The organism is Enterobacter sp. JBIWA005 (assembly GCF_019968805.1).
Lineage (GTDB): Bacteria > Pseudomonadota > Gammaproteobacteria > Enterobacterales > Enterobacteriaceae > Enterobacter > Enterobacter vonholyi.
The window spans coordinates 1525226-1546001 of the sequence record NZ_CP074159.1 but is presented as its reverse complement, the minus strand read 5'-3'; the positions used below and the strand labels follow the sequence as shown (position 1 = coordinate 1546001).

General features: G+C 53.6%; 14 protein-coding genes. 6 read left to right on the top strand and 8 right to left on the bottom strand.

Going from position 1 to position 20776, the window contains the following annotated elements; all coding sequences use genetic code 11:
- Positions 1-78: 78 nt before the first annotated feature.
- From rarA to lrp, 4 genes are all read right to left on the bottom strand, one after another.
- Complete coding sequence (rarA, locus tag KGP22_RS07270) at positions 79-1422, bottom strand: replication-associated recombination protein RarA (RefSeq protein ID WP_111963921.1); 1344 nt, start codon at positions 1420-1422, stop codon at positions 79-81.
- A 9-nt stretch (positions 1423-1431) separates the two neighbouring features.
- The gene (gene lolA, locus KGP22_RS07265; protein WP_223581769.1) at positions 1432-2046 is read right to left on the bottom strand and encodes an outer membrane lipoprotein chaperone LolA; all 615 of its coding nucleotides are present in this window, start codon (positions 2044-2046) and stop codon (positions 1432-1434) included.
- Positions 2047-2174: 128 nt separating this feature from the next.
- Positions 2175-5906 (bottom strand): DNA translocase FtsK, encoded by a 3732-nt coding sequence (gene ftsK, locus KGP22_RS07260; RefSeq protein ID WP_149366265.1) that lies wholly within the window; start codon positions 5904-5906, stop codon positions 2175-2177.
- A 135-nt stretch (positions 5907-6041) separates the two neighbouring features.
- A complete protein-coding gene (gene lrp, locus KGP22_RS07255; protein WP_000228469.1) occupies positions 6042-6536 on the bottom strand; it encodes a leucine-responsive transcriptional regulator Lrp in 495 nt (164 codons plus the stop codon).
- 544 nt (positions 6537-7080) lie between these two features.
- On the opposite strand from lrp, the gene trxB reads away from it, so the two are divergent.
- The 5 genes from trxB to infA all read left to right on the top strand — a co-directional run bounded on the left by trxB (position 7081) and on the right by infA (position 12904).
- On the top strand, positions 7081-8049 hold the full coding sequence (gene trxB / locus KGP22_RS07250) for a thioredoxin-disulfide reductase (RefSeq protein ID WP_032638969.1): 969 nt from the start codon (positions 7081-7083) through the stop codon (positions 8047-8049).
- 114 nt (positions 8050-8163) lie between these two features.
- Positions 8164-9930 (top strand): cysteine/glutathione ABC transporter permease/ATP-binding protein CydD, encoded by a 1767-nt coding sequence (cydD, locus tag KGP22_RS07245; RefSeq protein ID WP_111963919.1) that lies wholly within the window; start codon positions 8164-8166, stop codon positions 9928-9930.
- Positions 9930-11651 carry a cysteine/glutathione ABC transporter ATP-binding protein/permease CydC gene (gene cydC / locus KGP22_RS07240; RefSeq protein WP_111963918.1) on the top strand — a complete coding sequence of 574 codons (1722 nt, stop codon included), beginning with the start codon at positions 9930-9932 and terminating at the stop codon, positions 11649-11651. The genes cydD and cydC overlap by 1 nt, the downstream gene beginning before the upstream one ends.
- A 45-nt stretch (positions 11652-11696) precedes the next feature.
- Positions 11697-12401, top strand: coding sequence for a leucyl/phenylalanyl-tRNA--protein transferase (aat, locus tag KGP22_RS07235; protein WP_111963917.1), 705 nt, complete (start codon positions 11697-11699; stop codon positions 12399-12401).
- A 284-nt stretch (positions 12402-12685) separates the two neighbouring features.
- Positions 12686-12904, top strand: coding sequence for a translation initiation factor IF-1 (infA, locus tag KGP22_RS07230; protein WP_002211347.1), 219 nt, complete (start codon positions 12686-12688; stop codon positions 12902-12904).
- 195 nt (positions 12905-13099) lie between these two features.
- On the opposite strand, the gene KGP22_RS07225 is transcribed toward infA, so the two are convergent.
- Together KGP22_RS07225 and KGP22_RS07220 are read right to left on the bottom strand one after the other, a co-directional pair.
- Positions 13100-14626 carry an aryl-sulfate sulfotransferase gene (locus KGP22_RS07225; protein ID WP_111963916.1) on the bottom strand — a complete coding sequence of 509 codons (1527 nt, stop codon included), beginning with the start codon at positions 14624-14626 and terminating at the stop codon, positions 13100-13102.
- A gap of 22 nt (positions 14627-14648) precedes the next feature.
- Complete coding sequence (locus KGP22_RS07220) at positions 14649-16202, bottom strand: bifunctional UDP-sugar hydrolase/5'-nucleotidase (RefSeq protein WP_111963915.1); 1554 nt, start codon at positions 16200-16202, stop codon at positions 14649-14651.
- Between the two features lie 92 nt (positions 16203-16294).
- Between KGP22_RS07220 and KGP22_RS07215 the strand changes: the two genes are divergently transcribed.
- On the top strand, positions 16295-17587 hold the full coding sequence (locus KGP22_RS07215) for a hypothetical protein (RefSeq protein ID WP_146749028.1): 1293 nt from the start codon (positions 16295-16297) through the stop codon (positions 17585-17587).
- A 302-nt stretch (positions 17588-17889) separates the two neighbouring features.
- On the opposite strand, the gene clpA is transcribed toward KGP22_RS07215, so the two are convergent.
- Together clpA and clpS are read right to left on the bottom strand one after the other, a co-directional pair.
- Positions 17890-20169 carry an ATP-dependent Clp protease ATP-binding subunit ClpA gene (gene clpA, locus KGP22_RS07210; RefSeq protein WP_223581768.1) on the bottom strand — a complete coding sequence of 760 codons (2280 nt, stop codon included), beginning with the start codon at positions 20167-20169 and terminating at the stop codon, positions 17890-17892.
- A 27-nt stretch (positions 20170-20196) separates the two neighbouring features.
- Positions 20197-20517, bottom strand: a complete 321-nt coding sequence (gene clpS, locus KGP22_RS07205) for an ATP-dependent Clp protease adapter ClpS (RefSeq protein WP_006174393.1) — start codon at positions 20515-20517, stop codon at positions 20197-20199.
- Positions 20518-20776 lie beyond the last annotated feature (259 nt).

Genomic DNA, 20776 nt, shown 5'->3' with positions numbered 1-20776 from the left:
TATCGAATTAAAATAGGGAAATGTGACCACAGCCTGCGGCCACAAGGATACTACGCCAACATTACCGCAACGATTGAACTAACGGTAGCGTTTTATAGGGCTATTTTGATCCTGTCCGGCGAGCCAGGTGAGCTTTTCACCAATCTTGCCTTCAAGACCTCTGTTTGTGGGGCGATAATAGCGCGTTTGTGCCATCTCCTGCGGGAAATATTCCTCCCCTGCGGCGTAGGCATTGGGTTCATCATGAGCGTAGCGGTACTCCTGCCCATACCCCATCTCTTTCATCAGTTTGGTCGGTGCATTACGCAGATGAACCGGCACATCGTAGTCCGGGCGTTCACGCGCATCCGACATTGCCGCTTTAAACGCGGTATAAACCGCATTGCTTTTCGGCGCGCAGGCCAAATAAACAATCGCCTGCGCAATGGCACGTTCGCCCTCCGCGGGTCCAACGCGGGTGAAGCAGTCCCAGGCCGACAGCGCGACCTGCATAGCGCGTGGATCGGCATTGCCAACATCTTCAGACGCAATCGCCAGACAGCGGCGCGCGACATACAACGGATCGCCGCCCGCAGTGATAATGCGCGCGTACCAGTAAAGCGCCGCATCCGGCGCGCTGCCGCGTACCGACTTATGCAGCGCCGAGATCAGGTCGTAAAAACGGTCGCCTTTATTGTCGAAACGGGCGCTGCGTTCACCAGCAATTTCGGTGAGCAATTCCGGTTTAAGCACCCGCTTCCCGGCATCGTCGACTTCGGCCATATCGGCCATCATTTCCAGCGTATTCAGCGCCCGACGCGCATCGCCGTTGACCAGCTCCGCAATCGCACGACGCGTGTCGTCGGGCAGAACGATATCCTGCCCGCCGTAGCCGCGCGCTTTGTCGTCCATCGCCTGGGTGAGAACCTTTTCAATATCCTCGGTGGTCAGCGATTTGAGCAGATAAACGCGCGCGCGGGAGAGTAGCGCCGAGTTCAATTCAAACGACGGATTCTCGGTGGTCGCGCCGATGAAGAAGATCGTGCCGTCTTCAATATGCGGCAGGAAGGCATCCTGCTGGCTCTTGTTGAAGCGGTGGACTTCGTCCACGAAGAGGATGGTGCGCCGCCCGGCATTGCGGTTCTGCCGCGCACGCTCGATCGCCTCACGGATCTCCTTCACGCCGGAGGTCACCGCCGAGATGCGTTCAACGTCCGCGTTGGCATAGCGGGCGATCACTTCTGCAAGCGTGGTCTTGCCGGTGCCAGGGGGCCCCCAGAGGATCATGGAGTGAAGATGCCCGGCCTCAATGGCGCGTGGCAATGGCTTACCGGCAGCCAGCAGGTGCTGCTGGCCGATGTACTGCGCTAAATTTTCTGGCCGCATACGGGCGGCCAGAGGTTGAAACGCGTTATCTGAAAAATCGAGCGACAGATTGCCCACTCACGCCTCTTACTTATTGCGTTGGTCGTCCACCGTCACGCCCTTCGGCGGGGTAAAGGTGAATTTCGATGCATCAACGGCGCCGTTCTGCTGAGATTTAAGCTGGTAGCTGCTGCGCTGATCGTCCTGCTCAACCGCGCCGAACTGATTAATGGTACCGTTGGTGCTCACGTTAATGGTGAACTGCTTCAGGTTGCCGTTGCTGTCTTTCGGCGTCAGGACGAACTCGTCACCCGTCTGTTTAATATTGTACTGCTGCCAGTCGCTGGCCTGGTTTCGGGCAATCAGCATAAACGGCGTATTGCTGGTGGCATCTTTCAGCCAGGTCGCAGTAGCCTGCTCAACGAACGGGTTGTAGAACCATAAGGTTTTACCGTCAGACACCAGGATGCTCTCATCCGGCTGGGTCATGTGCCAGTTGAACAGATTTGGGCGTTTTACCCACAAATCTCCCTGGCCTTCCTGCACCGCGTTGCCGCTGCCGTCCGTCACTTTTTGCGTGAAGCTGGCGTGGAAGCTGCTTACTTTATCCAGTCGGCTTTTAAGGTCGCTGGCTGCATCAGCCCAGACGCTGCTGGCAACAAAACTGGTGAGTAATGCACAGGCGATGGCGATTTTTTTCATTGTTATTCCTTAAAATACGTCTTCCCGATATGGGATTTCCGTCTTCTATTCTGGACCTGCCCGAAGGCAGGCGACAGAAGAAAATGCTTAATTTTGGCTGATTTACCCTTCTTTGCAAACGCTGAAGGTTAATCAAACGGCGGCGGCGCCAGCACCTCGCGGTTACCGTTATGCCCCTGCTCGCTCACAATGCCCTGCGCTTCCATCTGCTCGATGATACGCGCTGCGCGGTTATAGCCGATGCGGAATTGACGCTGCACGCCTGAGATGGACGCTTTGCGTTTTTCGGTAACGAAGTTAACCGCCTGATCGAATAACGGATCCAGCTCTTCACCACCGTCGAAGCCACCGCCGCCGCCTTCGCTTTCCGTATCGCTGGTAATGCCGTCAATATATTGTGGACGACCGCGCGCTTTCCAGTCCTGCACGACAGCGTGAACTTCCTCGTCGCGGACAAACGCACCGTGAACACGCACCGGAGAAGTGGAGTTCGGGCCGGAATAGAGCATGTCCCCCATTCCCAGCAGCGACTCTGCGCCGCCCTGATCAAGAATGGTACGGGAGTCAATTTTGCTTGATACGGTAAAGGCGATACGCGTCGGAATGTTCGCTTTGATAAGACCAGTGATAACGTCCACGGAAGGACGCTGGGTCGCCAGCACAAGGTGAATACCAGCCGCACGCGCTTTCTGCGCCAGACGGGCAATCAACTCTTCCACTTTCTTACCAACGGTCATCATCAGGTCAGCGAATTCATCGACCAGCACGACGATATAAGGCAGTTTTTCCAGCACCGGATGCTGGGCATCCATGCTGTCACCTGGCTTCCAGTAAGGATCCGGGATCGGACGTCCCATACGCATAGCCTGGGCGATTTTCTCGTTATAACCGGCCAGATTACGTACGCCCAACGCAGACATCAGCTTGTAGCGGCGTTCCATCTCATTGACGCTCCAGCGCAGGGCGTTGGCGGCGTCTTTCATGTCGGTGACCACTTCGGTCAGCAGATGCGGGATGCCTTCGTAGACCGAAAGTTCGAGCATTTTCGGGTCGATCATGATGAAACGCACATCTTCCGGCTGCGCTTTATAGAGCATGCTGAGGATCATGGCGTTCACACCGACAGACTTACCGGAACCGGTAGTACCCGCGACCAGCAGGTGAGGCATTTTTGCGAGGTCTGCCACCACCGGATCGCCAGCGATATCTTTACCCAGCACCACTGTCAGCGGGGATGGGTTATCGCGGAATTTGGTGTTATCCAGCACTTCACGCAGGTAGACGGTCTGACGTTTCTTGTTCGGCAGCTCAAGACCAACGTAAGGTTTGCCCGGTATCACTTCCACCACACGTACCGCAACGGTCGACAAGGAACGCGCCAGGTCGCGGGACAGGTTAGAAATACGCGCGGCTTTAACGCCTGGCGCCAGGTTCAGTTCAAAACGGGTGATAACAGGGCCCGGCGAGTAGTTCACCACGTCAGCCTTGATACGGAAGTCGGCCAGACGGGCTTCCACCAGACGCGCCATCTGCTCCAGCGCGAAGGTATCGACGGGTTCCACTTCCGACGGCGGCGGCGTTAACAGATCAAGAGACGGCAGCGGCGTGCTTGGACGCTGCAGCGGACGGCTGTCACCGTTACGCATCAGCAGCGGGTGAATCAGGCTCTCTTGCTGCTGAGGCGCAGGCTGCTGGAACTGCGGCGGCTGCGGTTGCTGAACTGGTTGTTGCGGTTGCGCATATGGCTGCTGAACGGGCTGCTGCGGCTGCGCATACGGCTGATGAACAGGTTGTTGCGGCTGTGCATAGGCCTGTGGTGCTGGCTGCTGGCGCACAGGCTCAACTTCCGGCATCACGCTCGGGGTAAATAAAGGCTCGCTCGGGCCATCATCCACCAGATCCTTCATCGGCGAGAATTCAAAATCAGACAGTGAGAACGGATTTGCACCAGCCGGTTGTTCACCGGAATAACGCTGCTGCTGGGTGGCGGCGAACTGGCGCGCTAATTCCGCTTCTGCAGCGTCATCTTCGTCTTCAGGCACAGGTTCACCGTGCTGATATTCTTCACCGTAGCGTTGATTCTGCTGCGCGGCGAACTGGCGGGCCAGCTCGTCCTGTTGCATCTCATCGGCGTCATCTTCGTACTCTGGCTCGCGCGCTTTCTCTTCTGCCATGCGCTGGGAAGGCAGCTTGATACCATAAGAGGCAAGTTCACGACGGGTTGGTACGCGAACGCGGTTAGGACGAGGCAGTTGCGGACCAATCCCCTCCTTCACCTGAGGACGTGGCGCGCCCCCTGTTGCCAGGCTAAAGACAGGTGCAGCCACGGCAGCGGCCGCGGTAGCCTGCTTCACGCTTTCCGCTACGGGTGCAACTACAGGTGTCGAGTCGACCGGTGGAACTGGGACAGAAGGCGCTTTCGTCACCGGCTCCTGCACCGGTTCAGGCACAGGCTGATACCAGGCGGCCAGCTGTTCGCGTTCACGCGCGCGGCGCTCTTCGACTTCTTCAAAATAGTACAGCGGTGGACGGGCAGGCTTCACCTCTTCCACGATTTCAGGTTCAGGCTGCGGCGCTACATGAGGCTGCACAGGTTCAACCGGTTCTGGCACATACTCCTGATACGGCTGGGCCACAGGCTGTTCAAAGTGAGGGTAATCTTGCGGTTCATACGCAGGCTGCGGCGGCTGATATGGCTGCTGCCACTGCTCCTGCTGCACAGGGACATAGCTCTCTGGTTCAGGCGCGATAACGGGCTCCGGCGTGTGAACACCGGGAGCAGTCTGCCAGTCAACCTGAGGTTGCTGAATAACGGATTCCGGCGGCGAAACCGGCGCGGATGGCATCACGGCGTCGACAGGCGCGGCATACGCCTGCGCTGCGGTTGTCGCGGCTGCGGCTGCCGCAACCGGTTCAGTGACCGAGTGACCGTTTAACAGCGGGTCGTATTCGTCAAAGTCCCCGGGCGTGGCCCGGCTGCCAGAGAAGAGCACATCGTCAGGATCGACTGCGACACCCGCAGCGCGATACGCCACCTGCTCGTCTTCATCCATGCGTTTACCGGAGAAGAGCGCCTCATCGGTTTTACGACCTAGCGGGTTGGCAAATTTCTCAGCAACACGCTGACGACGCGCCAGCGCGCCGCGCAGAATACGCGCGCGACGAGATTCGCGACGCTGCACAGGCGCGTCATCTTCCTCTTCATCTTCGTACTCGTCTTCATCAACCCACGTATCGTCACGGCGGGTACGGTTGCTGGCGAAGGTCAGAATGGTGAGGATAAAACTACCAATTTTCTCGGCAATGCTCACCCAGGACCAGCCGGTAAATAGCGTTAGCCCGGCCGCCCAAATGCACAGCAGCGCCAGCGTGCCGCCGCTGCTGTGCAGCATCGGCTGTAGCGCAGAACTGAGTAAGCTGCCGATTACACCGCCAGAGGCGAAGTACCAGATATCATCCGCATTGATTGCCGCTAGCCCGCACGAAGTAAGGATCAGCGCCAGCGCGCCAATCAGGCGCAGCGACACGGCGAAATAGTCGATGTAATCATCGTTCTGACGATGACGCCACGCAAACCAGCAGCCGCCAATGATAATAACGGGGAGGGTGTAGGCCATCACACCGAAAATGAAAAACAGCGTATCCGCCAGCCAGGCACCAGGGACACCGCCTAAATTATGGATAGGCTCATGCCATGCAGTTTGTGACCAGCTGGGATCTGAAGGATTGAAACTGAATAAGGCTGCCATCAGCCAGACGGCAAAAAGGGCAATAACAATCAGCAAAGCCTCGAGGAGACGACGTCCGCTGCTTAGCTTCGATAGTGTGACTTCTTTGTCTTCAGTGTATTCCTGGCTCAAAAAAGGCTCTCCAGGTATCAGGCATATCCTGCCTTTTTGCTAAAACGGACAACAGCGCCGGGACTCCCCGGCACTGTTGCTGTATGGATTAACAGGAGTGTAATCAAACTACGCTGATTTTGCACCTGTTCCGTGTTAGCGCGTCTTAATAACCAGACGATTGCTCTGTTTGACCTCTTCCATCACCACATATGTACGGGTGTCGTTCACGCCTGGCAGACGCAGCAGGGTTTCCCCCAGCAGCTTACGGTAGGCGGACATATCAGGCACTCGGGTTTTCAACAGGTAGTCGAAATCACCGGACACCAGATGACACTCTTGAATTTCTTCAAGTTTTTGTACAGCGGCGTTGAATTGTTCAAACACATCCGGCGCACCACGATTCAGAGTAATCTCAACAAATACCAGAAGTGAGGCATCCAGATAATGCGGGTTCAACAGAGCAGTGTAGCCCTGAATGAAACCCTGTCTTTCCAGTCGGCGCACACGCTCAAGGCACGGCGTCGGGGAAAGTCCCACACGTTTTGAAAGCTCGACGTTGGAAATACGCCCATCCTTTTGCAATTCATTAAGAATGTTACGATCGATACGGTCGAGATCTTTGCCAGGGCGCTTCTTGCTATCTACCATTATTATTGTCTCTCTGTATTCCTTCCCTACTCCTGCCTGGACCCTGTGCACATCACTGTTCAGAGCCTGTACCCGTTAGTCATCACATCGCCTGATTATGTAATAGACGCGATGCGGATTCGGGTTCTGTTGGTAAGAAGACCGTTGCCCGAAGGCTGTCACCGACATCACGTATGGCGTCTGTCCACGCCATGCGTAGATTTCACTGACCCGGTAAAAATGGCATTTACGTGCATGCCTATGCGGCATACGGTTAACGCGGTTTTTTTTCTTCCTTGAATGTTTTCGCAAAAGCGCAGGGGATTGTCAAAGCAAAACATCGTTTTTTAGTACAACATGCCGGATATTCATTACGGCAGGGTATTAATCCTCATTTTATTGCCTTAGAAACGACCGCTTTTATCGAGAAAGCGTGAGGTTATCGCGCGCTATTCATCGTCCATGGCTATTACACAGATTGATATCAAAATTGCTGCGCTCTTTTTTTACGGCAACAAATTCCCTACAATCCAGCCAAATGTCTGCCAACAACAATGGGGATCTCATGGGCACGGCCAAACACAGTAAGCTGCTAATCCTTGGTTCTGGACCTGCGGGATATACCGCAGCGGTCTATGCTGCACGCGCTAACCTGCACCCGGTACTCATTACCGGTATGGAAAAAGGCGGTCAGCTGACCACCACCACCGAAGTGGAAAACTGGCCAGGGGACCCGAACGACCTGACCGGGCCGCTGCTGATGGAACGTATGCACGAGCATGCCGCTAAATTCGAAACCGAAATTTTGTTCGACCACATCAATAAGGTCGATCTTCAGAACCGTCCGTTCCGCCTGACGGGCGACAGCGGCGAATACACCTGCGACGCGCTGATCATCGCCACGGGTGCTTCTGCCCGTTACCTCGGTCTGCCATCCGAAGAAGCGTTCAAAGGCCGCGGCGTCTCTGCCTGCGCAACCTGCGACGGTTTCTTCTACCGTAATCAGAAAGTCGCGGTCATCGGCGGCGGCAACACCGCAGTGGAAGAAGCGCTCTATCTGGCAAACATTGCCTCTGAGGTGCACCTGATCCACCGTCGCGAAACCTTCCGCGCGGAGAAGATCCTGATCAAACGTCTGATGGATAAAGTAGCAAGTGGCAACATCGTGCTGCATACCAACCGTACCCTGGAAGAGGTGACGGGAGACCAGATGGGCGTTGCCGGTCTGCGTATCCGTGATACCCAGAACACTGATAACGTTGAAACGCTGGAAGTGGCGGGCCTGTTTGTGGCGATCGGTCACAGTCCGAACACCGCGATTTTCGACGGTCAGCTGGAGTTGGAAAACGGCTACATCAAAGTGCAGTCCGGCATTCACGGTAATGCGACCCAGACCAGCATCCCGGGTGTGTTCGCGGCCGGCGACGTGATGGACCATATTTATCGTCAGGCGATTACTTCTGCGGGCACCGGCTGTATGGCCGCGCTGGACGCTGAACGCTACCTCGATGGACTGGCTGAACAAGGTAAATAATCTTTACAAGTCAGTAACAAACGTAAATAAAGGCGGCGATAAGTCGCCTTTATTGTCTCCCCGTTGTAACATTGCGCTGCCCAACTTCTAATAACGTCACCTGCAAAGTACGCAATGGAAAAAACCCGTCAACAAGAGTTAACACGCTGGCTGAAACAGCAAAGCGTTATTTCCCGCCGCTGGCTTACGATTTCCCGCCTTTTGGGGTTCGTTAGCGGTCTGTTGATTGTTGCCCAGGCATGGCTGCTGGCCCGCATTCTAAATCACATGATCATGGAGAACATCCCGCGCGAAGCGCTCCTGCTGCCCTTTATTGTCCTGATCCTGATTTTTGTTCTGCGCGCCTGGGTGGTATGGCTGCGTGAGCGCGTCGGTTTTCACGCCGGACAGCACATCCGTTACGAGATCCGCCGTCAGGTGCTCGATCGTCTTCAGGAAGCCGGGCCCGCCTGGATCCAGGGTAAACCGGCCGGTAGCTGGGCGACGCTGATCCTTGAGCAGATTGACGATATGCACGACTATTACGCGCGCTATCTGCCGCAGATGGCCCTTGCCGTCTTCGTTCCGCTGCTGATCGTTATCGCTATCTTCCCGGTGAACTGGATGGCGGCGCTGATTCTGATGGGAACCGCCCCGCTGATCCCACTGTTTATGGCGCTGGTCGGGATGGGGGCAGCGGATGCCAACCGCCGTAACTTCCTGGCATTGGGTCGCCTGAGTGGCCATTTCCTCGATCGTCTTCGCGGCATGGAGACATTGCGCATTTTTGGCCGCGGTGAAGCGGAAACCGAAAATATTCGCAAGGCGTCACAGGACTTCCGTCAGCGCACCATGGAAGTCTTACGCCTCGCCTTCTTATCTTCCGGCGTACTGGAATTCTTTACCTCTCTGTCGATTGCCCTCGTGGCGGTCTACTTCGGCTTCTCCTACCTTGGCGCGCTGGATTTTGGCCATTACGGCACGGCGGTGACCCTTTCTGCCGGTTTCCTGGCGCTGATACTGGCGCCGGAATTTTTCCAGCCGCTTCGCGATCTGGGAACCTTCTATCACGCCAAAGCGCAGGCGGTTGGCGCCGCCGATAGCCTGAAAACGTTTCTGGAAACGCCGCTGGCCCACCCGGAGCGGGGTGACGTAACGCTGAATGCTAAAGATCCGGTGACGATTGAAGCGCAGGACTTTTCCATTCTGTCGCCCGAAGGCAAAGTCCTCGCCGGTCCGCTGAACTTTACCTTACCTGCCGGACAACGCGTGGTGCTCGTCGGCACCAGCGGTTCCGGGAAAAGCTCTCTACTGAACGCGCTATCCGGTTTTATGGCCTACACGGGTTCACTGCGGATCAACAAAACCGAACTGCGCAACCTCGAGCCTGACGCCTGGCGTAAACAGCTCAGTTGGGTAGGACAAAACCCGCAGCTCCCGGCTTCTACGCTGCGTGAAAACGTGCTTCTGGCGCGCCCGGACGCGCGTGAAGATGAGCTGCAATCGGTTCTCGACCGCGCCTGGGTCAGCGAATTTCTGCCGCTGCTGCCGAAAGGGGTGGATACCGTGGTCGGCGATCAGTCCGCCGGGCTGTCGGTCGGGCAGGCGCAGCGCGTGGCCGTTGCCCGAGCGCTGCTTAACCCATGCCAGCTGATGCTGCTGGACGAGCCCGCAGCAAGCCTGGATGCCCACAGCGAGCAGCGCGTAATGGAGGCCCTGAACGCTGCCTCCCGGCAGCAAACCACGCTGATGGTTACCCACCAGCTGGAAGGCATTGCCGACTGGGACCAGATCTGGGTCATGGAGAACGGTCGTATTGTTGAGCAAGGCGATTACGCCTCTCTCGTTGCAGCCCAGGGACCATTTGCCGCTCTGCTGGCGAACCGTCAGGAGGATATCTGATGCGCGCTCTGCTGCCTTATCTTGCGCTCTATAAACGCCATAAATGGATGCTGACGCTGGGGATTGTGCTGGCGATTGTCACGCTGCTCGCCAGCATTGGCCTGCTCACGCTTTCTGGCTGGTTTCTGTCGGCCTCGGCCGTCGCGGGGTTCGCCGGATTATACAGCTTCAACTATATGCTTCCGGCGGCCGGGGTTCGCGGTACCGCCATCACCCGTACTGCCGGACGCTATTTCGAACGCCTGGTGAGCCACGACGCCACCTTCCGCGTGCTGCAGCACCTGCGTATCTACACCTTCAGCAAACTGCTGCCCCTCTCCCCTGCCGGGCTGGCGCGTTTTCGTCAGGGCGAGTTGCTTAACCGCGTGGTGGCGGATGTCGACACGCTGGATCACCTTTATCTGCGCGTAATTTCCCCTATCGTGGGCGCGTTTGTGGTGATTCTGGTGGTCACGCTGGGGCTGTCTGTTCTGGATGTTCCCGTTGCGCTGACGCTGGGCGGGATAATGCTGTTAACGCTTATCGTTCTGCCGCCGCTGTTTTACCGCGCCGGGAAATCCACCGGGGAAAACCTGACTCGTCTGCGTGGGGACTATCGACAGCAGCTGACCTCCTGGCTTCAGGGCCAGGCAGAGCTGACCATTTTTGGTGCCAGCAAGTGCTACCGCGCCCGCATGGAAAGTACGGAGCTAAACTGGCATGAAGCCCAGCGCCGCCAGTCGGAACTGACGGCCTTTTCTCAGGCGCTAATGATGCTAATCGGCGGTGTGGCGGTGATTGCCATGCTGTGGCTGGCTTCCGGCGATATCGGGGGAAATACACAGCCGGGTCCTCTTATTGCCCTTTTCGTTTTCTGTGCGCTGGCCGCATTTGAAGCGCTGGCCCCGGTGACGGGCGCCTTCCAGCACCTGGGTCAGGTTATCGCCTCTGCCCTGCGCATCACCCAGATTGCCGAGCAGGAGCCTGAAGTCACGTTCAGTGCCGGACAGACCGCGGTACCAGAGCAGGTTGCGCTGACGCTTGACGATGTCACCTTCAGCTATGACAAACAGGCACAGAACGCGCTGGAGGGTATCACCCTTTCTGTTAATGCCGGACAGCGGATTGCGATCCTCGGCCGTACCGGCTGCGGTAAATCGACGCTGCTGCAGCTGCTGACCCGCGCCTGGGATCCGCAGCGCGGTCAGATTCGTTTTAATAACACGTCGCTGATCGATTTTAGCGAGCAAGCCCTGCGCAAAACCGTCAGCGTCGTTCCGCAGCGCGTGCATTTGTTTAGCGCCACACTGCGCGATAACCTGCTGCTGGCAGCCCCAGAGGCCACTGATGATACGCTTCGCGCCGTGCTGGAACAGGTCGGGCTGCATAAGCTACTTGAGGACGATGGATTGAACAGCTGGCTGGGTGAAGGCGGCCGTCAGCTTTCCGGCGGTGAGCTGCGCCGCCTGGCGATTGCGCGCGCGCTGCTGCACGATGCTCCGCTGATGCTGCTTGACGAGCCCACCGAAGGGCTGGACGCCACGACCGAGAGTCAAATCCTTGATTTGCTGGCCAATGTCATGACCGGTAAAACCGTCCTGATGGTCACGCACCGCCTGCGCGGACTGGCGAGTTTTGATCGGATAATTGTGATGGACAACGGACACATTATTGAGCAAGGTAGTCACGCAGAGCTGTTGGCGAAACAGGGTCGCTACTACCAGTTTAAACAGCGTCTGTAGACTATATTTGTAGCGTCCTCACTCGCGTACTGGAGTTTTGCTGTCATGCGCCTGGTCCAGCTTTCTCGTCATAACATCGCGTTCCCTTCTCCGGAAGGGGCGCTGCGTGAGCCCAATGGGCTGCTGGCCCTTGGCGGTGACCTCAGTCCTGCTCGACTATTGATGGCATACCAGCGCGGTATCTTCCCCTGGTTTTCTCCCGGCGATCCGATTTTATGGTGGTCTCCCGATCCGCGCGCCGTGCTGTGGCCAGATCAGTTTCACCTGAGCCGCAGCATGAAGCGTTTCCATGCAAAATCACCGTACCGCGTCACCCTTAATCACGCCTTTGGTCAGGTCATTGAAGGCTGTGCCGAAGACCGCTTTGAGGGAACATGGATAACCCGAGATATTATTACCGCCTACCACCAGCTTCATGAGCTTGGCTACGCCCACTCAATCGAGGTGTGGGACGGCGGAGCACTCGTCGGCGGCATGTATGGCGTGGCGCAGGGTACGCTGTTTTGCGGCGAGTCGATGTTCTCCCGCGCGGTTAACGCCTCGAAAACGGCGCTGCTGGTCTTCTGCCAGGCATTTGCCCAGCGCGGCGGACGCCTGATCGATTGTCAGGTGCTCAACGAGCACACGGCCTCTCTCGGTGCCGTTGAGATCCCGCGACGCCAGTACATTGAGCATCTGGATGCCAGCCGTCAGGAGAAGCTCCCCCGCGACTTCTGGATACCGAGAACGCTCTTTATGCCCAATGCCTAAATGTTTTCCGCATATTTTTTGTGAGGGTGTTATAATTATGCCGCAGAGTAGCTTCTGCCTGTTGCCCCGCCGCCGTTTGGGACCCTCGCTTCAGATAACGTTCTGACGTTTATCCTGTTGTCTCCCCTTTACGAATGCGTTTCCTGTTCGGTTGTACCGTGACGCTTGGGCAATGCGCCGAAACTGTTTTGCTGCGTTTTAATCGCGCAATTCTTTACTTAATTGATGAATTTCGGCATTATCTTGCCGGTTCAAAACTTGGTAGTGATACCCCAGAGGATTAGATGGCCAAAGAAGACAATATTGAAATGCAGGGTACCGTACTTGATACGTTGCCTAATACCATGTTTCGCGTAGAGCTGGAAAACGGTCACGTGGTAACTGCGCACATCTCCGGTAAAATGCGCAAAAACTACATCCGCATTTTGACGGGCGACAAAGTGACTGTTGAACTGACCCCGTACGACCTGAGCAAAGGCCGCATTGTCTTCCGTAGTCGCTAATTGTTTTCGCCTGTAATGGCAGATGAATATTAAATAAGGCCGGGATTTTCCCGGCCTTACTTTTTTGTGCTGCAGGCGATTATTTGAGCATTCGATTCTGCCTCAGGGCTGTCTGTTCGACAGCAATGCCAGCCACTGAAAGTGACCGACATTAGCAGCCGCAATGTCCTTTAATGGCTGTGTCTCGCTATGCTTTCAGCCGTTTGCCACCTGGTAACCTATATTTATCAAAGCATCAAGCTCGTCTTTCGCAAACAACCTTGCCCGATAGCACTCGCCTGGGAACTCGGGATAGCCATCCAGAGTACAAATCAGATCGTAGATTGTGGCAATAATATGGCCTGTCGCATCACTGATAAAGAAAGAGCGAGCGTGGTTGGTGTAGATACCATAGTAGTCACCATAATCGATTGCAGCCCCCATAAAATCAGTGATTTGAGGAACGCGAGAGGAAGGTAACTGGATAATGCTACCTGTCTGAGTTGCTGTTTTGGCAACCAGATCAACAGCATAGAACATGACCCTTGCAGGATCGGTTTTGTAAACATCAGCCGTTGGATCAAGAGTAATATCACGAGTAACCGCGTTTCCTTCATTATCAACGCAGGAGCGATTATCAAATAGCGAAAGAACGAATTTGCCTTCGGCCTCATTGTTTAACCCAGCAAAAGCGCTATTTTTAGTGACGAATACGGTATGAGCACCATTTTCAAAATTCGTAATACCGGAAGTTTCTATCTGCGTAACGCCCTGCCCCGCTGCGAAACCAGGGTTAAATCCACCGGTATTAATACTCCATAATATCGTACCATCGGCAGGAGAAATACCAAACGTCAGGCCTGCAGAGCGAGTATGGACAACAATCGCTTCAGAGTTTGCTTCACCCTCGGGGATCCAGGAAAGCGAGTTAAGGTGAGCATCGTTTGTAGGGCTATTATTCAGGATCTGCGTATTATCGAATGCACGCGTATAATTTTTTGCCCACAGCATCATGCCTGTCTTTTCATCAAATTTTAAAATTGATGCATCCTGCCTCATCGTATTGGTCGAACGATCCGGGTTATCATTACCAATCATGAAGAGATTACCGGCTGAATCCCAGATCAGATCGTGGGTATTAGCATAGCGGTTGCCATCGCGGTCACGTAAATCAAATTCCAGAATCTCATTGCCTAAAATATCAATTTTAAAAAAACGTCGGCCATACCAGTGTTCATCTTCATCACTGCCGATATAGAAATAACCATTATGCGTTTTTAGCATCTGATTACGATAGGGCTGAGCATAATAGCAACGAAGATCGCCATTTTGGTCGTAACCATCACAATTGGTGGTCATTAACCAACTGTTTCCCCATACGGCCGCAAACTTAGTGGGATCCGTTTGCTCAATATCGATATGGAATATTGTCGCATCGCGATAGACTTGTTCCTGTGTGCTTACCTGAATGGTTTGATTAAAAATTTCCACTCCGCTAAGGTTTTTAAAAACAACCTGCACTTGATTAAGATAGTTTGCGTACAGTCCAATAACCGGAATTTTTATCTCAGATAGAGAGATAATGTCATTTGATGAATACGTAAAATCTAAACTTGATGCGCTAGTTAATCTTCCAAGAACTGTATAGGAATATGTTACCGCTTCATCAATTATAAACTTCAGATATACTGCAAGCTGGTTATTTGCAGGCGCGAGATCCATTCCAAGATAGGTAATTGCCATGTTGTTCACCTGTTATTAAGTATTACTGTTCAACTTCTTTTACACGCATTTCTTTCACCTGTTGGGGAATGATCTTATTTCCTTTTACCAGATAATCAATAACCGCATCAGAAAGGTTATACCCACCTTTTACCTGTTTGTTCTGACCATCGATAAATGCGGTAAAACCATCGCCCCCAGGAGCAAGGAAACTATTTGTCGCTACGCGATAGGTATCAGTATCTACAATCGGCTTGCCATTAAGCGTAAATAGCACAACGCGGTGTCCAGCAGGTTTATGTTGGTCGTATCGCATTTCCAGTCCTTTCGACATCTGCAAAACACCATTTGTAAGTGACGCACCGTGTTCCATAAGATTGCGTAAGGATTTCCCTTTCAAATCCATGACAGTTAGCTCATTTGGAAACGGAAAAGCGCTGATAACATCGCCAAGGGTTATCGGACCGGCATTCAAGTCTGCGCGAAGACCACCTGAATTAGTGAGCGCCAGCTGCGCATCAGGCGCTGCAGCAAGCATTGCATCGGTAAATAAATTTCCAAGTGAAGATGACTCACCATAGGCGCGCGTAAGCGTAACAGGAGTCTCACCAACTTTTTGGCGAACCGTTTCGGACAGTTTTTTATTCCAGGTATCAATAACGCTCTGAGTTGCCGGATCGGGTTTCCATTCATCGGCATACAGGGTTTTAAGTTCGAAGCTTTTTATTTTATGGTGATGCGTTTTTAGATCCACATCGAGAACCAGCTTACCGATATCAATCCCCCCACTGTCAGTCGAAAGTACCAACGTGTTGCCTACTTTGAGCGGCTCCACTGTTCCAACATGCGCATGTCCGGTAATCAGAATATCCAAGCCCTTCACCTGCTTCGCCGTCTGAATATCCTTATCAAGGGCGCGCTTCACGTCTGCATTGCCGATACTGGACTGGCGTGCAGGGAAACCTTCATGCATAAGTGCAACGGTAATATCCACTTTTCCACGGAGTTCATCCAGATAATGCTGGAGATATTTCACCTCGTCACGCGCTTCAATCCCCTGACGCATTGACGAAGAAACGGTATCATCGAATGCAAACACGCCGTGCAACCCAATAACCCCAATTTTAATGCCATCCTTTTCGATGATGGTATAAGGGTTATTCCAGAAGAGGACATTACTGTTTTTATAAAAGACGTTCCCTAACAGTATCGGGAATTTAGCCTGACTGAGCTGTATAAGGGTATTATCCCAACCATGATCGAACTCATGATTGCCGATAGACGCAGCATCAAATGACATTGTATTCATAATATCTATGATTGCCTTCCCTTTTGTCAGGCTACTGATATACGGGCCGGTAAAATAATCCCCAGCATCGAAATAAAAAGTAGCCTTATTGTTTTTCTTTTCTTGCTTAACGTATGTTGCAATATTTGCAAAGCCACCCACAGCTCTTTTTCCCTCTGCAACATAGGGGAGTTTATAAGGCTCAACATGGGCATGCAGATCATTAGTATAAATGACGGTAACGTCCTGCGCTGGACTTAGCGAAGCATATCCCGACAATAATAAAACTGCGATTACTGTTTTTTTCATATTTCAACTCTCTAATTAAAAGAAGAGTTTCATTATCGATTAGCAAAAAACAGATTTTGTGAACTTTCTCACGGCATATAAAAAAGAGAGGCGTGAAAATCATCGACTCACAGAATCAGTTGGTGATATGCATGGAATGCGCTCCAAAAATAGACCTGAATGTTTGTAAAAGCTGGTCATGCCCTAATCTTGGAATACCCGATGCGAGTGATTATGTTGTTCCTGTTTATCGTCTCGGCTACGCTGCTCTTGAATGTCAAAAATGTGGCAGCCTTCCGCCCTTGTTTAATAAAAAAGAATGTGACGAGTGGTTCAGACACTTCATGCAACAAAAATTGGGAAATACAGGACAAGGTTGTCCTCGCTGTTTTACAACTCGCATCATTCACTATGGATACACAAAAGCCAGAACCCCACGCCTTCAATGTTGTACCTGCCGCTATGTGTTTACTCCACACTATGACAATGCTCAATGCCAGGATAAAAATATCGCCCTTCTTTCCCGGCTCGAACAAGGGGTGCACTCTGGTGAAACGACAAATCAAAGGGTCCTTGCGCAAGCGGTTAACGGGTTCGAGCACGATCTGCATGTTTCATTCCCTGCGCTAACAAGGGTGTCAACGACCACAATAGTTCTACCGTTTCAGGGTCATTCTGCGAGGCAAAAACTGTATGTTGTGATCAGTGCCGATGCTGACTCCGGCAAAATTATTCAAATAACAACCAACTATTGCGACTGGAAGGCAGGCGATTCGTTGCTCTATAAAAGCTCACAGCCCAACCCTTCTGCGATATTACCGTCGAGCGATGTTGATCTTATTCGTGAGCAAGAGAAGCAATTTCTGACGCGGAGTCAGTTTGATGAAATTCAGTACGGTAGCGCCGAACTTAAGCGAAACGACCGGGGAAGCATAGTCCGTCCTGTCATAACCATACACAGTCATTTTCAGCGATTAAAACGACGATTCCCGGGTGTAACCGATCATTATCTCGCGCATGAGTGCGTCTTGCGTGGCGGTGCAATTACGGCCTGGTCAACAGAGGTTCGCCGCGGAAAAACCAATCTGTGGTTTGTGTCTGAAAAGCCTGAAAACGCCATGCTCTCTGAAAAGTCATTTTACCTGACTGGCAGCTGGAAAATGGGATGGTGGAAGAATGTATGGGAGCGCTGGGATAATGGCGAGAGATGCAAGATGATTGGCCTACTAACCGGACAGCAAAGTACAGCGGAACCTGCTTTGATTACGCTTGCACCCTGCACTGCATTTGGTGCCTGGCTGAAAGCCCATCCATGGTCATTACAGTGTCATAACTATGGGGCCCGGGTAGTAAGCCAGCATTTAGTGGGTCTTGGCTGTATTTATAACCAAAAATTGATTCTGTGAGCCCGTATTTTACGTCTTATAAACCGGCTCCAGGCAATAACACATGTTCAGGTGAGCACGTAAGATTGTCAATTCATACACTTACAGGATGCCAGTCCTGACACCTGATTTGCAGGTTCGCCTCCACTTTATTACTGTGGATTTATCCAGAATCCAACGTCGAACAAAAGTGGAAAGCGCCTCGCAAAATTCCTCTGCGGCCTGATGCCGTCATCCCGGCCCTCTCCCACTGTAAGAGGGAGAAAAGCAGGAACAAAAAAACCGGGCAAATGCCCGGTTTTTAACATTAGCCTTCAACTCACTCAGTGAGCCGCTTCCGGCTTGTGCTTCGCCGCACTCTGGAAATCGTACGTCAGTTCGTTCTTCGTCTGATCCAGCGCCACGGTCACCTGGCCGCCGTCCACCAACGAGCCAAACAGCAGCTCGTTCGCCAGCGGTTTCTTCAGGTTGTCCTGAATTACACGCGCCATTGGACGGGCGCCCATCGCACGGTCGTAGCCTTTCTCGGCCAGCCAGTTTCGGGCCTCCTGGCTCACTTCCAGCGACACGCCTTTCTGATCCAGCTGAACCTGCAGCTCGACGATGAACTTATCCACGACCTGATGGATCACCTCGGTAGACAGGTGATCGAACCAGATAATGTTGTCCAGACGGTTACGGAACTCCGGCGTGAAGATCTTCTTGATCTCCTCCATCGCATCGGTGCTGTTATCCTGGTGGATCAGGCCGATGGACTTACGCTCGGTTTCTCGCACCCCGGCGTTAGTGGTCATTACCAGCACCACGTTGCGGAAGTCAGCTTTGCGCCCGTTGTTGTCGGTCAGCGTCCCGTTGTCCATCACCTGCAGCAGGATGTTGAACACGTCCGGGTGCGCTTTCTCGATTTCATCGAGCAGCAGTACCGCGTGCGGGTGCTTGATCACCGCGTCGGTGAGCAGGCCGCCCTGGTCAAAGCCCACGTAGCCAGGAGGCGCACCAATCAAACGGCTGACGGTGTGACGCTCCATATACTCGGACATATCAAAGCGCAGCAGCTCAATGCCCAGCGCTTTGGAGAGCTGAACCGTTACCTCGGTTTTCCCCACGCCGGTCGGGCCGGCAAACAGGAAGGAACCAACAGGCTTGTGCTCATGCCCCAGCCCGGCACGGGCCATCTTGATCGCTTCGGTTAAGGCTTCAATGGCTTTATCCTGACCAAAGACCAGCATTTTCAGGCGATTACCGAGGGTGCGCAGCGTGTCGCGGTCGCTCTGAGAAACACTCTTCTCGGGGATACGCGCGATGCGGGCCACCACGGACTCAATATCCGCCACGTTAACGGTTTTCTTACGCTTGCTGGCCGGCATCAGGCGCGCACGCGCCCCGGCCTCATCAATCACATCAATCGCCTTATCCGGCAGATGACGGTCGTTGATGTATTTCACCGCCAGCTCCACCGCCGCACGTACCGCTTTCGCGGTGTAACGCACGTCGTGGTGCGCTTCGTACTTCGGCTTCAGGCCGTTGATGATCTGCACCGTTTCCTCGACGGACGGTTCGGTCACGTCGATTTTCTGGAAGCGGCGCGCCAGCGCACGGTCTTTCTCAAAGATGTTGCTGAACTCCTGGTAGGTCGTGGAGCCAATCACGCGGATCTTGCCGCTGGAGAGCAACGGTTTGATCAGGTTAGCCGCATCCACCTGGCCACCGGAGGCCGCACCTGCCCCGATGATGGTGTGAATTTCATCGATAAACAGGATGCTGGTGGTGTCCTGCTCCAGCTGTTTCAACAGCGCCTTGAAGCGTTTTTCAAAATCACCGCGGTATTTCGTACCCGCCAGCAGCGAGCCGATATCCAGCGAGTAGATAGTGCAGTCGGCAATCACTTCCGGCACGTCGCCCTGGACAATGCGCCAGGCAAGCCCTTCGGCAATCGCGGTTTTACCCACGCCTGACTCCCCCACCAGCAGCGGGTTGTTCTTGCGGCGACGGCACAGCACCTGGATCGCGCGCTCCAGCTCTTTATCGCGACCAATCAGCGGGTCGATACCGCCAACGCGAGCAAGCTGGTTAAGGTTGGTGGTGAAGTTTTCCATACGATCCTCCCCGCCTGCTTGCTCTTCATTGTTATTGACCTGATTGCTGGAATCCGATGCCTGGTTAGGCTCGTCTTTGCGCGTTCCGTGAGAGATAAAGTTAACCACGTCGAGGCGGCTGACTTCGTGTTTGCGCAGCAGATAGGCAGCCTGTGACTCCTGCTCGCTGAAGATGGCGACCAAGACGTTTGCGCCAGTCACTTCGCTACGCCCGGAAGACTGGACGTGGAATACCGCGCGCTGCAGCACGCGCTGGAAGCTGAGCGTCGGCTGCGTGTCGCGCTCTTCTTCACTGGCTGGCAGCACCGGTGTGGTTTGTTCGATGAAGGCTTCGAGTTCCTGACGTAGCGCCACCAGATCCACGGAGCAGGCTTCCAGCGCTTCGCGGGCAGATGGGTTGCTAAGCAGTGCGAGCAGTAAATGCTCGACGGTCATAAACTCATGTCGGTGCTCACGCGCTCTGGCGAAAGCCATGTTTAAACTGAGTTCCAGTTCTTGATTGAGCATAGGCACCTCCCCCAATTTTATGCCTTATCAGGCCTTTTCCAGCGTACACAGCAACGGATGCTCGTTCTCCCTCGCATAGTCGTTCACCATCGCCACTTTGGTTTCCGCCACTTCGGCTGTGAAGATGCCGCAGATAGCTTTGCCACGATAATGAACGGTAAGCATCAGTTGCGTTGCACGTTCTACATCATAAGAAAAGAACTTTTGTAGCACGTCAATAACAAATTCCATCGGCGTGTAATCATCGTTCATTAACATAACTTTATACATAGATGGCGGTTTTAGCGCGTCGCGCACTTTGTCTTCCGCCAGCTGGTCAAAATCCAGCCAATCGTTGGTCTTACCCATTATGCATAACCACTTTGAATCTACCTCAGATGTTAGATAACAATCATCTATTACTGTCATCCGCGATGTCTGTCACAAACTGTTGCAATAGCGTTAACTGCTTCAAACTTTGGTTGATTATTGTCCCATCTCCAGCGCCAAACGCTTGACGACTTCTTTCGTTTCTCTAAATTGTACAAGCGTGAGATGGCGAGGTTTTGAACAGCCCCCACTCCACCACCGGTTCATTCCATCTTAACTTATAAGATTTACGAAGGAT

What these genes read in the sequence shown, in the direction of transcription:
- aat (WP_111963917.1), top strand. Translation starts at nt 11,697, where the DNA reads ATGCGCCTGGTCCAGCTTTCTCGTCATAACATCGCGTTCCCTTCTCCG.
- lolA (WP_223581769.1), bottom strand. Translation starts at nt 2,046, where the DNA reads ATGAAAAAAATCGCCATCGCCTGTGCATTACTCACCAGTTTTGTTGCC.
- cydC (WP_111963918.1), top strand. Translation starts at nt 9,930, where the DNA reads ATGCGCGCTCTGCTGCCTTATCTTGCGCTCTATAAACGCCATAAATGG.
- lrp (WP_000228469.1), bottom strand. Translation starts at nt 6,536, where the DNA reads ATGGTAGATAGCAAGAAGCGCCCTGGCAAAGATCTCGACCGTATCGAT.
- clpS (WP_006174393.1), bottom strand. Translation starts at nt 20,517, where the DNA reads ATGGGTAAGACCAACGATTGGCTGGATTTTGACCAGCTGGCGGAAGAC.
- trxB (WP_032638969.1), top strand. Translation starts at nt 7,081, where the DNA reads ATGGGCACGGCCAAACACAGTAAGCTGCTAATCCTTGGTTCTGGACCT.
- clpA (WP_223581768.1), bottom strand. Translation starts at nt 20,169, where the DNA reads ATGCTCAATCAAGAACTGGAACTCAGTTTAAACATGGCTTTCGCCAGA.
- KGP22_RS07225 (WP_111963916.1), bottom strand. Translation starts at nt 14,626, where the DNA reads ATGGCAATTACCTATCTTGGAATGGATCTCGCGCCTGCAAATAACCAG.
- KGP22_RS07220 (WP_111963915.1), bottom strand. Translation starts at nt 16,202, where the DNA reads ATGAAAAAAACAGTAATCGCAGTTTTATTATTGTCGGGATATGCTTCG.
- infA (WP_002211347.1), top strand. Translation starts at nt 12,686, where the DNA reads ATGGCCAAAGAAGACAATATTGAAATGCAGGGTACCGTACTTGATACG.
- cydD (WP_111963919.1), top strand. Translation starts at nt 8,164, where the DNA reads ATGGAAAAAACCCGTCAACAAGAGTTAACACGCTGGCTGAAACAGCAA.